This is a genomic window from Streptomyces sp. ICN903, from assembly GCF_022015835.1.
Lineage (GTDB): Bacteria > Actinomycetota > Actinomycetes > Streptomycetales > Streptomycetaceae > Streptomyces > Streptomyces fenghuangensis.
Genome location: NZ_JAKMAY010000147.1, coordinates 3,158 through 14,300 on the forward strand (window position 1 = coordinate 3,158; position 11,143 = coordinate 14,300).

Annotated in this window: 12 protein-coding genes and 2 pseudogenes; 11 read left to right on the forward strand and 3 right to left on the reverse strand. The window is 73.3% G+C overall.

Going from position 1 to position 11,143, the window contains the following annotated elements; translation table 11 throughout:
* Positions 1–540, forward strand: a pseudogene (locus tag L7D48_RS16355) (ferredoxin-NADP reductase); the annotation flags it as partial.
* A gap of 94 nt (positions 541–634) precedes the next feature.
* On the opposite strand, the gene L7D48_RS16360 reads toward L7D48_RS16355, so the two are convergent.
* The gene (locus tag L7D48_RS16360; RefSeq protein WP_237880183.1) at positions 635–1,525 is read right to left on the reverse strand and encodes an NAD(P)-dependent oxidoreductase; all 891 of its coding nucleotides are present in this window, start codon (positions 1,523–1,525) and stop codon (positions 635–637) included.
* A 278-nt stretch (positions 1,526–1,803) separates the two neighbouring features.
* On the opposite strand from L7D48_RS16360, the gene L7D48_RS16365 reads away from it, so the two are divergent.
* The 3 genes from L7D48_RS16365 (at position 1,804) to L7D48_RS16375 (ending at position 4,786) form a co-directional block, all read left to right on the forward strand.
* The gene (locus L7D48_RS16365; RefSeq protein ID WP_237880195.1) at positions 1,804–2,367 is read left to right on the forward strand and encodes a TetR family transcriptional regulator C-terminal domain-containing protein; all 564 of its coding nucleotides are present in this window, start codon (positions 1,804–1,806) and stop codon (positions 2,365–2,367) included.
* A 104-nt stretch (positions 2,368–2,471) separates the two neighbouring features.
* Positions 2,472–3,875 carry an FAD-dependent oxidoreductase gene (locus L7D48_RS16370; RefSeq protein WP_237880184.1) on the forward strand — a complete coding sequence of 468 codons (1,404 nt, stop codon included), beginning with the start codon at positions 2,472–2,474 and terminating at the stop codon, positions 3,873–3,875.
* A gap of 107 nt (positions 3,876–3,982) precedes the next feature.
* Complete coding sequence (locus L7D48_RS16375; protein ID WP_374492456.1) at positions 3,983–4,786, forward strand: alpha/beta fold hydrolase; 804 nt, start codon at positions 3,983–3,985, stop codon at positions 4,784–4,786.
* Positions 4,787–4,811: 25 nt separating this feature from the next.
* Here L7D48_RS16375 and L7D48_RS16380 read toward each other — a convergent pair whose 3' ends face one another.
* On the reverse strand, positions 4,812–5,036 hold the full coding sequence (locus L7D48_RS16380; protein WP_237880185.1) for a hypothetical protein: 225 nt from the start codon (positions 5,034–5,036) through the stop codon (positions 4,812–4,814).
* 157 nt (positions 5,037–5,193) lie between these two features.
* Between L7D48_RS16380 and L7D48_RS16385 the strand changes: the two genes are divergently transcribed.
* The 3 genes from L7D48_RS16385 to L7D48_RS16395 all read left to right on the forward strand — a co-directional run bounded on the left by L7D48_RS16385 (position 5,194) and on the right by L7D48_RS16395 (position 7,926).
* The gene (locus L7D48_RS16385) at positions 5,194–6,078 is read left to right on the forward strand and encodes a septum formation family protein (protein ID WP_237880186.1); all 885 of its coding nucleotides are present in this window, start codon (positions 5,194–5,196) and stop codon (positions 6,076–6,078) included.
* Positions 6,079–6,174: 96 nt separating this feature from the next.
* Positions 6,175–7,170 (forward strand): hypothetical protein, encoded by a 996-nt coding sequence (locus L7D48_RS16390; RefSeq protein ID WP_237880187.1) that lies wholly within the window; start codon positions 6,175–6,177, stop codon positions 7,168–7,170.
* A gap of 186 nt (positions 7,171–7,356) precedes the next feature.
* Positions 7,357–7,926 carry a snapalysin family zinc-dependent metalloprotease gene (locus L7D48_RS16395; RefSeq protein WP_237880188.1) on the forward strand — a complete coding sequence of 190 codons (570 nt, stop codon included), beginning with the start codon at positions 7,357–7,359 and terminating at the stop codon, positions 7,924–7,926.
* 140 nt (positions 7,927–8,066) lie between these two features.
* On the opposite strand, the gene L7D48_RS16400 is transcribed toward L7D48_RS16395, so the two are convergent.
* A complete protein-coding gene (locus L7D48_RS16400; RefSeq protein ID WP_237880189.1) occupies positions 8,067–8,381 on the reverse strand; it encodes a hypothetical protein in 315 nt (104 codons plus the stop codon).
* A gap of 370 nt (positions 8,382–8,751) precedes the next feature.
* Between L7D48_RS16400 and L7D48_RS16405 the strand changes: the two genes are divergently transcribed.
* The 4 genes and pseudogenes from L7D48_RS16405 to L7D48_RS16420 form a co-directional block, all read left to right on the forward strand.
* Positions 8,752–9,690: an ATP-binding protein gene (locus L7D48_RS16405; protein WP_237880190.1), complete on the forward strand. Its 939-nt coding sequence runs from the start codon at positions 8,752–8,754 to the stop codon at positions 9,688–9,690.
* A complete protein-coding gene (locus L7D48_RS16410) occupies positions 9,687–10,241 on the forward strand; it encodes a hypothetical protein (protein WP_237880191.1) in 555 nt (184 codons plus the stop codon). Before L7D48_RS16405 ends, L7D48_RS16410 begins: the two co-directional genes overlap by 4 nt.
* Positions 10,242–10,314: 73 nt before the next feature.
* Positions 10,315–10,794, forward strand: coding sequence for a single-stranded DNA-binding protein (locus tag L7D48_RS16415; protein ID WP_237880192.1), 480 nt, complete (start codon positions 10,315–10,317; stop codon positions 10,792–10,794).
* Positions 10,795–10,908: 114 nt separating this feature from the next.
* Positions 10,909–11,143: pseudogene (locus L7D48_RS16420) on the forward strand (DNA recombination/repair protein RecA); the annotation flags it as partial.

Here is an 11,143-nt window from a genome sequence, read left to right on the forward strand (position 1 = left end):
CGGCGCATCGTGCTGCGCTTCCACAGCGCGCCGACGGAGGTGCTCGGCGACGGGCGCGTACGGGCGGTGCGCACCACGGCGGTGGAGGGGGAGCCGGAGATACCGGCAGGCCTGGTGGTACGGGCGGTCGGCTACCGCGGCGCCCCGGTCCCCGGGCTGCCCTTCGACGAGGCCACCGGCACCGTCCCGCACGAGGGCGGGCGCGTGACCGGGCGGCCGGGGACGTACGTCGTGGGCTGGATCAAACGCGGCCCCTCGGGCGGTATCGGAGCCAACCGCGCCTGCGCGGCCGAGACGGTCGGCACCCTGCTCGCCGACGCGATCGAGGGCGCCCTGCCCCCGCCCGAGCACGGTGCGAGGGCCTTCCGCCGACTGATGAGGAGCCGCAACCGCCGCCTGGTCGACGCCCGCGGCCAGGCCGCGATCGACCGGGTGGAGGTGGCCCGCGGGCTGCGGGCCGGACGGCCCCGGGAGAAACTGGCCACCGTCCCCGAACTGGTGGCGGCGGCCAGGAGTGGCCGTCGGCGGCTTCCGGGCTGAGAGGCCCGTCCCGCTCCGGGCTCACCTTCGGGCTTCCGGTCCGGAGCGGGACGGGTGGCGGCCCCGCGCGGTCGGCTGCCCCGCCCGGGAAGCGTCAGGGAGCGGGCCGCCGGCCGCGGTCGGTCCTGGCCTCGAGAGCGTGCAGAACGGCCACCATGTCACGGTCGCCGTGCCCCAGCGCGACCGTCTCGCCGAAGAGGGCGTGGCAGACCTCCAGCAGGGGGGAGGCCAGACCGGCCTCCCGGGCCGCCTCGTGGATCAGCCGGTTGTTCTTCAGCACGTCCAGGGCGGCGGCCTGGACGCCGAAGTCGCGCGCCAGCAGTTTGGGCGCCTTCATGCGGGAGACGCCGCTGGCCATCGGGCCGGCGTCGAGCACGTCCAGGAACAGCCGCCGGTCCAGACCGTGGCGGTCGGCGAAGTGGAACGCCTCGGTGAACCCGGTGACCAGGGTGATCAGGAACAGGTTCACCGAGAGCTTCATCAGCAGCGCGTTCGGAGCGGGCCCGCACGCGAACACCTCCCGGCACATCGGCCGCAGCAGCGGGCGCACCGCCTCCACGGCCGCCGGCTCCCCGGCTACCATCGCCACCAGCTGCCCCGCCTCGGCGGGCACTCGGGAACCGGAGACGGGGGCCTCGACGTAACCGCCGCCGGCCGCGCGGACGTCGGCCTCCAGCCCGCGCGAGTAGTGGGGCGAGGTCGTCCCCATGTGGACGACCGTGCGCCCGGCGACGCGCGGGGCGAAGTCCGGTGTGCCGCGGCCCAGTACGACGTCCGTCGCCGCCTCGTCGGCCAGCATCAGGAAGACGGTGCCGGCCCGCTCGAAGACCCCGGAGGGGCTCGCCGCCACCTCGGCCCCGGCCGCGCGCAGCGGCTCGCTCCTGGCGGCGGTGCGGTTCCAGACGACCGGCGCCATGCCGGCGCGGGCCAGATTCAGCGCCATGGGCTGCCCCATGACACCGAGACCGATGAAACCCACGTCCACGCTGTGCCGCCCTTCCGGCCGAGGGGCCGCGGCCCTCGCCCGCATGGCCGCCTGCCCCACCCTCTATGACAACCGTCATAGTAGCGGTGATTATGACGTGTGTCATAGCGCCGGGCGCGGGTCGTTCCGGGGCGGAGCGCATGGGGCCTCTCCCGCACCGGTGCGGCCGGTGCGGCACCGATAGGCTGGCCGGACCGGCCGGGCGAGTGCCCTCGCCCGGTTCGCCAGGGGATCGGAGGTCGGCGGTGACGGTTTCCCGGCGGGGACCGCGCGAGCGGATGGTCTTCAGCGCGGCCCAGCTCATCCGGCGCGACGGAGTCGCCGCGACCGGTCTGCGCGATGTCGTCGCACACGCGCAGGCCCCGAGGGGGTCGCTGCGGCACTACTTCCCGGGCGGCAAGGAGCAGCTCGTCAACGAGGCCGTGGAGTGGGCCGGCCGCTACGCGGCCAAGCGCGTGGACCGGTTCCTGGCCGAGATGCCCGAGCCGTCACCGAGCCGCCTGTTCGAGGCGATGGTGCGCCAGTGGACCGACGAGTACCGGTCGGCCGGGTTCGCGACGGGCTGCCCCGTCGTCGCCGCGACGGTGGACCGCGCCGGCTCCGCCGAGTCCACCAGGCAGGCCGCCGCCGCCGCGTTCGACGCCTGGAACCGGCCGGTGGCGCGGGCGCTGACGGAGATGGGCGTGCCGGCCGGCCGGGCCGCCTCGCTGGCGACCCTGATGATCAGCGCGCTGGAGGGGGCGATCGTGATCGCCAGGGCCGAGCGCGACGTACGCGCCCTGGAGACAGTGGCGCGGGAACTCGGCCCCCTCCTGGACGCCGGCGTGGCCCCCCGGGACTGACGCCCGCGCCGGGAGGAACCGGGCGGCGGTGGTGGCGGAGCATAGCGTGGGCATACGGAGGCCGGGGCCGACGCGTGCCCGGTACGGCGAAGGGAGCGCACACCATGGCGACCGCACAGCGCATGGTGGTCATCGGAGGCAACGCGGCGGGCATGTCCGCCGCCTCGCAGGCACGCAGACTGAAGCGGCCCGGGGAACTGGAGATCATCGCCCTCGAACGGGGCGGTTACACCTCCTACTCCGCCTGCGGCATCCCCTACTGGGTCGGCGGTGATGTCACGGCCGCCGACGACCTGATCGCACGGACCCCCGAGGAGCACCGCGAGCGGGGCATCGACCTGCGGCTGCACACGGAGGTCACCGAACTCGACCCGGACGGCTGCCGCGTCCGCGTCCTCGGCGACGGTGACGGCGGCGGCCCCGGGAAGTGGCTGGGCTACGACCACCTGGTCATCGCCACCGGCGCTCGCCCCCTGCGCCCCGGCCTGCCGGGCATCGAAGCGCCGGGCGTGCACGGAGTGCAGACCATGGACGACGGCAGATCCCTGCTGGAGACCCTGGAGGAGACCGAGTCGGCGCGCACCCGGCGGCGCGCGGTCGTGGTCGGCGCCGGCTACATCGGTGTGGAGATGGCCGAGGCACTGGTCCGCCGCGGCTACCGGGTCACGGTGCTGGACCGGGCCGAGGAGCCGATGACCACACTGGACCCCGACATGGGCCGGCTCGTGCGCGAGGCGATGGCCGGTATGGGCATCGAGACGGTCACCGAAGCCGCCGTCACCGCCGTCCGCACCGGTGCGGACGGCCGGGTGCGGGCGGTCGCCACCGAGGACGCCGAGTACGAGGCCGACCTGGTGGTCCTCGGACTGGGAGTGCGGCCCGAGACCGGGCTCGCACGCGAGGCGGGACTGCCGCTGGGGGAGTCCGGAGGCCTGCTCACCGACCTGGCGATGCGGGTGCGCGGGAGGGAGAACATCTGGGCCGGCGGAGACTGCGTCGAGGTCCTGGACCTCGTCTCCGGCCTCGACCGCCACATCGCGCTGGGCACGCACGCCAACAAGCACGGTCAGGTCATCGGCACCAACATCGGCGGGGGCTACGCCACCTTCCCCGGCGTCGTCGGCACGGCCGTCAGCAAGGTCTGCGACCTGGAGATCGCCCGCACCGGCCTGCTGGAGAGCCAGGCCAGGGCCGCAGGACTGCGGTTCGTGACCGTGACGATCGAGTCGACCAGCCGCGCCGGCTACTACCCGGGTGCCGCGCCGATGCGTGTGAAGATGCTCGCCGAGCACCGCACGGGCCGCCTGCTGGGCGTGCAGATCGTCGGACGCGAGGGCGCGGGCAAACGCGTGGACGTGGCCGCGGTCGCCCTGTCCGCGTCCATGACGGTCGAGCAGATGACGTTCCTGGACCTGGGATACGCGCCGCCGTTCTCCCCGCTGTGGGATCCGGTGCTGGTGGCGGCCCGGAAGGCGACCGCGGCGGTGCGCCGGGCCGGCGCGCACTGACGACACGGCGCACCACCCCCTCCCGTTCCCGGCACCGGCGCGCCTACCGTTTCCGCCGGGGGTGACGCACTCCCCGGCAGGACGCCCCGACCCGTGGGAGGCCACTGATGACGACCGCGCCCGTACACGTGACCACCTGGCAGGACGGCGACGCCGACGCGCCGGTGGCGGTTTTCGTCCACAACATCATGACCTGGGGCGACGACACCGAGTACGGCTTCGCGGCGCAGCGCCCACTGGCCGCCCGCGCCCGGCTGCTGCTGATGGACCGCCGGGGCTACGGCCGCAGCCCGGACACCGGCCGCAGCGACTACGAGGTGGACGCCGAGGACATCGTCTCCCTCCTGGGAGAGGGCGCCCACCTGGTCGGGCACGCCTACGGCGGTGTCGGCGCGATGCTCGCCGCCTCGCGGCGGCCCGATCTGGTCCGCTCCCTGACGCTCATCCAGCCGGGGGCGCTGCGGGTGGCCGAGCGGCACCCGGTGGTGGCCGAGGCGCTGGCCCGCGCACGGCGGAGCACCGCGGAACTCCCCGCGGACATGTCGGCGCGGGACTACCTGCGCGCCTCCACCGAGGGACTGGGGCTGCCGATGCCGGAGCCGACACGGGAGCGGCTGCGCGCCGCGCGCACCTCGATGCGGGAACGTCCCTGCTGGGACGCGGACATCCCGCTGCGGCCGATCGCCGACGCGCCCTGGCCCACGATGCTGGTCTCCGGCGACTGGGCCGGCGCCCCGGAACCGTACCGGAAGTACGCGGGCGAACCGCTGATCGCCTGCGCCGAGGTGATCGCCGAGACGGTCGGGGCGCGCCATCTGAGAGTCCCCGGCTTCTACCCGCACACCCAGCGGCCACAGGCGGTCAACGAGGCGCTGTGGCGGTTGTGGCGCGACGCGGAAGCGGCACGCTGACGCACCGGGGCCGGACGCGGAGCTCTCAGACGGGTTGCCGCGCGAAGAGTTCCAGACGGCCGCACTTCGGGCAGCGGTAGGCGTCGATCTGCCACCGGGGGCGGCCCATGCGCCTGGCGCCACCGAACAAGCCGCGCTCCAGCGGCCCGGCGATCCAGCGGGCGTATCCGCGGGAGTTTTCGCCCGAGTCCTCGATGAATCCCGGCTCCAGGCCGGTCGTGCCGCACTGGGCGCACTTCACGGTGTCCACCGCGGAAGTCCAACGAGCCCCGGCGGAACCCGGCCCCGACCTCGTCGCCGGTCGGCGTTCGTCCCCGCGGGGAAGATCATCCGTGTACGGACTTGTCATGCCGATGACATAAGATGCGCGCACCATTCACGAATTTTCCCCAGAGGATGTACGCGTCATGACAATCCGTGCGCCGTTCCGCTCCCCGCGCGGCATATCCGCCGCCGTCGCCCTGCTCGCGATCGGGGCGGCGGGGTGCTCCGACGTCGTCGACAGTGCCAAGAACGGCGCGACGAAGGTGGCCCGCCAGCGGTCGGTGTTCTCGCTGTCCACCGGAGACTGCTACAACCCCAACAGCGAGAAGATCGAGGGCGAGGCGCTCGCCATCGAACTCGTGCCGTGCGACGAGCCGCACCGGGGCCAGGTCGTCGGCGAGTTCGACATCGAGGAGAAGGGGGACTTCCCCGGCGAGGAGGCGGTCACGGCGATCGCCGACGAGCGGTGCCCGGCCGAGGCGGGCGAGTTCGCCCCGGACACCTGGGCGCTGCCCGAAGGGGTCGGCCTCTCCTACTACACCCCCACCGCGGAGAGCTGGGCCACCGGCGACCGCGCCGTGAGCTGCACCTACACCAAGGAGTCAGGCGAGTTCACCGGCTCGCTGAAGACCGGTGCGAAGTCGCTGAAGCCGGCTCAGAAGACCTATCTGAACGGCGCGAACGCCGTCTACGAGGCTCTGTGGGCGAACCAGCCCGAGGCGGAGACCGTAGAGGAGGACCTCGACGCCTACAAGGCGCAGGCCGACGCCGTCGCCACCGCCCTCGACGCGCACCTCGACGGTCTGCGCGGTATCGAGGGGACGGAGACCGGCAAGCTCCGCACCCGGCTGGAGAAGACCGCCGGCCACTGGAAGGACGCCGCGAAGGCCGGCGACGCCGACGCGTTCTACATCGCCTACGACCCCGCCTTCACCGGCCTGGACCCCGGTGACACGGTCGCCGCCCGCAAGGAGCTCGGCCTGGCCACCACCGTCCCGGCCGACGACGCCGAGGTCTGGGCGAACTGACCCCTCGCCGCCCCGTCCCGCCCCGCATCGGGGCGGGGCGGGGCCGGGCGGCGAAGGCGCCGACGTTGTCGGACCCGGGCGCTAATCTCCCCTTCCATGTCACGTACCACGCCGCCCCGCCCTGTCGATGTCGCCTCGGTCTTCCCGGAGCTGGCGCCGCTGGCACGTACCGCCGTCCGTCTGCACCCGCGGCCGGGCGCACCGGTGGCGGACGACAGCTCGGTGGGCGGGCCGCTGCTGTGGCCGGCGGACGAGCCGTGGCCCACCTGTCCGGAGCACACGGGCCCCTGGCTGATCGGCTACACCCCGGAGGACCTGCGCACGCAGCGACGCATACTCACCGAGGGCTGGGCCCGCCCCAGGACCCCGGGAGCCGACTTCCTCACCCCCGACGAGCGTGCCTTCATCGACGGCCTCGGCCACACCGGCAGGCGGCTGCCCGTCGACGGCCCCGTACCCCTGCTGCCGGTACTGCAGTTGTACGCACGCGACGTCCCCTCACTGCCCTGCCCTCCGGGCGCCGACCTGCTGCAGGTGCTGTGGTGCTCCTTCGAGCACGGTGAGGACTGCATGCCGGGCGTGCGGCTGCGCTGGCGCTCGGCCGGGGCCGTGACCGAGGTGCGCCGGACCCCGCCGCCGACCGTGGTGAGCGAGGGCGAGTCGCTGCCCGAACCGTGTCTGCTCAACCCCGAGCCGGTCGTGGAGTACCCGGCCCCGCTCGAACTGGACGAGGAGCTGAGCCGACGGATCCACGCCTGGGAGGAGGGCCGCCCGTACGACTACCAGAGCGACCTCTCCGTGGCGCCCGGCTGGAAGCTCGGTGGCTGGGGCAACTGGAGCTTCTGCGATCCCTGGCCGATCCTGTGCGAGGAGTGCGGGACGCGGATGCGCCCCTTCCTCACCCTGGACAGCTCCGAGTGGGACGGTGGCACGGGCAGTTGGCGCCCGCTGGAGGAACAGCCCCCGGACCGGCGGCCGCTCTACCCGCGGCCGCACGAACCCACGATGATCTCGATCGGCCGCGGTTACACGATGCAGCTCTACCTCTGCCCCGCCTCCTTCGGCCACCCGCACCGGCAGGTGATGCAGTAGGAGGCGACGTATGCGCGGGGGCGCCTGCGCGGAGGAGCGGCTTGAGGGCTGGCGACGGCGAGGGCCCGCCCGCCCGGAGCGGAGTCCCGCCCGCCGTGCGGATTGACGGATTGGGGTGCGCCGCGGCTGGGCAGGGAGCTTGCAGCGTGTCATGAGCACGCTCAACCCCCCACAAGGAGGACGACCATGCACGTCCGCACACTCGTCCGCGGCCTCACCGCGGCCCTGGCGGCCACCTTCGCGCTGGCCGGCGGCCAGGCCGCCGCCGCACCGGCCGCTCCCGCCGCCGAGGACCGCGCCCTCGCCCCGCGGATCCTCACCTACGACGCGAGCGGGGCGGCGGAGTTCAGGGCCGCGGTCGACCGGGGCGCGGCGATCTGGAACGAGAGTGTCGACGCCGTCGAACTACGGCCGGTGGCGGCCGGACAGCGCGCCAACATCCGGATCCTCGCCGACAACGGCTGGCCCCGCGCCTACACCTATTCGTTGGGCAACGGCGTGGTGTACATCGGCCGGCAGGCCGTCGACCAGGGCTACAACACCGTCCGCATCTCCTCCCACGAGCTGGGCCACATCCTGGGGCTGCCGGACCGCAAGCCCGGTCCCTGCTCGAGCCTGATGTCCGGTTCCAGCGCCGGCACCGCGTGCACGAACCCTTATCCGAACGCGGCTGAGAAGGCGGAGGTCGAAAGCGACTTCGGCGGGGCGTTCGTCTGGCCGGCCGGGGCGCCGCGCAACGTGATGACCGTGGACTGACGCGCGCGGGCGGGAGCGCCCCGCGCCGCACCGCCCCGGTGCCCGCTGCGGTCGGGAGGGTCCCGCCGCGCACCTGCGAAGGTGCGCGGCGGGACCCTCCGTTCGTACCGGTGTGCCGGGGCGGCGCTTTTTGTCCCCGGTCAGCTGTCGCCGTGGCGGAGCAGGGAACGGACCATGCGGCAGGTCGCCCCGGAGGGCGGGTGGACGCCGATCTGCTCGGCCGTGGTGCGGATCCTGCGGTCGGTGGCCCGCTCCGGGCGGTGGACGCCGGTGTCGAGCAGGGCTATGGCCAGGCGCATGGCCTTCAGGCGGCGGTTGTGCGAGACGTACCACTCGCGGGGCCGGCCGGCCGGGAGCGGCTTCTTCGGCAGTGTGGGCAGGGTCGTCAGCGCGGTGGCGGCGGGTGTGGTCGGGACCTTCGAGGGGGGCTTGGCGGCGAGCGCGGCAGAGGCCATCGGCTTCCTCCTGAGGTGGTCGTCCGGCCGTCTCGGTCTGTCTTCGACTCTACCGGGAGCCACTGACAAAAGACCTGGTCAAGTGGGAGTCATGGGTTCCGCGGAACCTTGCTCGCGGGCCTTTGCGCAGGGTGTGCCACGCCTCGGGAGGGGCGGTGGCCGGGCCGCCGGAGTCCGGGGGATCCTCCACCCGGTAAGTGTTGATTTGTCGACAAGATGTGCCTAGCCTGTGACTCAGGACAGATTTCGAACGTAGATTCGAACTGAAGCTTCGGCCGCGCGGGTGCACGTCTCGCCGGGCCGGGACCGCGTCCCGCCAACCGGCGAGCCCACCCCGAACCGCCGTCGAATGCGCCAGAGGAGAAATGGCGTGAACACCTTCACCTTCGCCCCCGCCACCAAGGAACAGGCCAAGGCCCGCATCGCGCTGACCGGACCGACCGGATCGGGCAAGACCTACACCGCGCTCATCACCGGCACCGCGATCGGCGAGCGGGTGGCCCTCATCGACACCGAACACGGCAGCGCGTCCAAGTACGCCGACGAGTTCGCCTTCGACACCCTCCAGCTCACCTCGTTCGAGCCCACCGGGCTCATCGACGTCCTCGCGGTGGCCGCCCACCAGGGCTACGACACCGTGATCGTCGACTCGCTCTCGCACTTCTGGTCCGGCGCGGGCGGAGTGCTCGAACAGGTCGACAACGCCGCGAAACGCTACGGGACGGGCAGCAGCTTCGCCGCCTGGAAGGAGACCCGCCCCATGGAGCGGGCGATGATCGACGCCCTGCTCGCCTACCCCGGCCACCTCATCGTCACCATGCGCACCAAGACCGAGTACGTCGTGGAGACCGACGACCGCGGGCGCAAGGTGCCGCGCAAGGTCGGGCTCAAGCCCGAGCAGCGGGAGGGCATCGAGTACGAGTTCGACATCGTCGGCGACCTCGACCACGAGAACACCCTGGTGATCTCCAAGTCCCGGGCGAAGCCGCTGTCCGGGCTGGTGATCCGCAAACCGGGCACGGAGTTCGCCGACTCCGTCCTCGACTGGCTCAACGCGGGCAAACCCACCCCGAGCGCGTCCGACTACCTGGCCACCGTCACCGCGCCGAACACCACCTACGAGGAACTCCGCGTCCTCTACGAGGAGGCCCGCCGGCACAACCTGCTCGCCGCCGCCGTCCTGGACCCGGCGGGGGAGCCCACCACACTGGGCGACCTCATCGTGCGCCGCGGGACCGAGGCGAGGAAGGAGGCCGGGAAAACCGGGGAGTCCCGCAAGGAGACCGAGCGGAAAGCCGTGGCGGCATGAACCTCAAGGAGCACGCGACCAGGGTCGCCGTACTCAAGGTGCTGCGCGACGCGGTGGAGGAGCAGTACCAGGCCACACGCCGCGAGGTCCTCGACGAACTGCGCGCGGCCCGCGAGGAGTACGCGCTGAAGTCGATACGGGTGACCCTGCGGGACGGCACGCCCATCGCCACCATCACGCTCATCGACCCCAAACCGGAGGTCGTGGTCGCCGACGAGGACGCCTTCACCACCTGGGTGGTCGAGAACCATCCGGACGAGGTGGAGACGCTCGTGAGGGTGCGTCCCAGCTGGCGCAGGCAGTTCACCGCACGGCTCACCGCCTGGCCGGGGCCGGCCACCGACCCGCACACCGGAGAGGTGGTCCCCGGTCTGGAGACGGCCCCGCCGCCGGAGCCGCGCTCGTTCAGCCTCCGGCCCGTTCCGGGCGGAACGGAACAGGTCGCCCGGGCCTGGCGCACCGGCGAGATCGACCTGCCCCGGCTGCTCGCCCTCGACAGCGGCGAAGGGCGTGGCGGCACCCGGGAGGAGATCCGCGGCGAGGAGCACTGACCGCCGGCGCCGCGCGTCCGCGGCGCACCCGCCTCGCATCCGCCGTACACCCCTCGCACGAGAGGAGCCACCGATGGCCGGTGAGCCCGTCATCACCGTCGTCGGCAACCTGACCGACGACCCCGACATCCGCACCACCCCGTCCGGAGACACGGTCACCCACTTCACCGTCGCCTCCACGCCCCGCACCTTCGACCGGCGGAGCAACGAGTGGAGGGACTCCGCCGAGACGCTGTTCCTGCGCTGCTCCGCCTGGCGGCAGGAGGCGGAGCACGTCGCCGAGTCCCTCACGCGCGGCACGCGCGTCATCGTCCAGGGCCGGCTGCGCCAGCGGACCTTCGAGACCCGCCAGGGCGAGAAGCGCACCGTGGTGGAGTGCGAGGTGGACGAGGTCGGCCCCTCCCTGCGGTTCGCCGGCGCGACGGTCGCCAGGGGCCCGCGCACGGGCGTCCCCGCCGGCGACCGCTTCGCCGCCGCACCGGCGGCCGGCGGCCCGCCCGGCCGGGAGGACGGCGAGCGGCACGCACCCGGGGAGAGCGAACTCCCCTTCTGAACGCCGCGGTCTTCCACGAGACCGCGCCCCCGGCGCCACGGCGGCGGGCGACCGCGACCGACACTCCAGGCCGCCCGCCGCGCCGGCGCAACCCGACCCACCGAGGTGGACCCAGTGAAAGAACAGGACCGCGAGAAGGCGCTCGACGCCGCGCTCGCACAGATTGAACGGCAGTTCGGCAAGGGCGCGGTGATGCGCCTGGGCGACGGGGTGTGGGATCCCATCGAGGCCATCCCGACCGGGTCGACCGCTCTGGACGTGGCGCTGGGGGTGGGCGGTCTGCCGCGCGGCCGGGTGGTGGAGGTCTACGGGCCGGAGTCCTCCGGCAAGACCACCCTGACCCTGCACG

Excerpts from the sequence above, each read along its gene's own strand:
- L7D48_RS16365 (WP_237880195.1), top strand. The coding sequence starts at position 1,804 with ATGGTCTTCAGCGCGGCCCAGCTCATCCGGCGCGACGGAGTCGCCGCG.
- L7D48_RS16370 (WP_237880184.1), top strand. The coding sequence starts at position 2,472 with ATGGCGACCGCACAGCGCATGGTGGTCATCGGAGGCAACGCGGCGGGC.
- L7D48_RS16375 (WP_374492456.1), top strand. The coding sequence starts at position 3,983 with ATGACGACCGCGCCCGTACACGTGACCACCTGGCAGGACGGCGACGCC.
- L7D48_RS16385 (WP_237880186.1), top strand. The coding sequence starts at position 5,194 with ATGACAATCCGTGCGCCGTTCCGCTCCCCGCGCGGCATATCCGCCGCC.
- L7D48_RS16390 (WP_237880187.1), top strand. The coding sequence starts at position 6,175 with ATGTCACGTACCACGCCGCCCCGCCCTGTCGATGTCGCCTCGGTCTTC.
- L7D48_RS16395 (WP_237880188.1), top strand. The coding sequence starts at position 7,357 with ATGCACGTCCGCACACTCGTCCGCGGCCTCACCGCGGCCCTGGCGGCC.
- L7D48_RS16400 (WP_237880189.1), bottom strand. The coding sequence starts at position 8,381 with ATGGCCTCTGCCGCGCTCGCCGCCAAGCCCCCCTCGAAGGTCCCGACC.
- L7D48_RS16410 (WP_237880191.1), top strand. The coding sequence starts at position 9,687 with ATGAACCTCAAGGAGCACGCGACCAGGGTCGCCGTACTCAAGGTGCTG.
- L7D48_RS16415 (WP_237880192.1), top strand. The coding sequence starts at position 10,315 with ATGGCCGGTGAGCCCGTCATCACCGTCGTCGGCAACCTGACCGACGAC.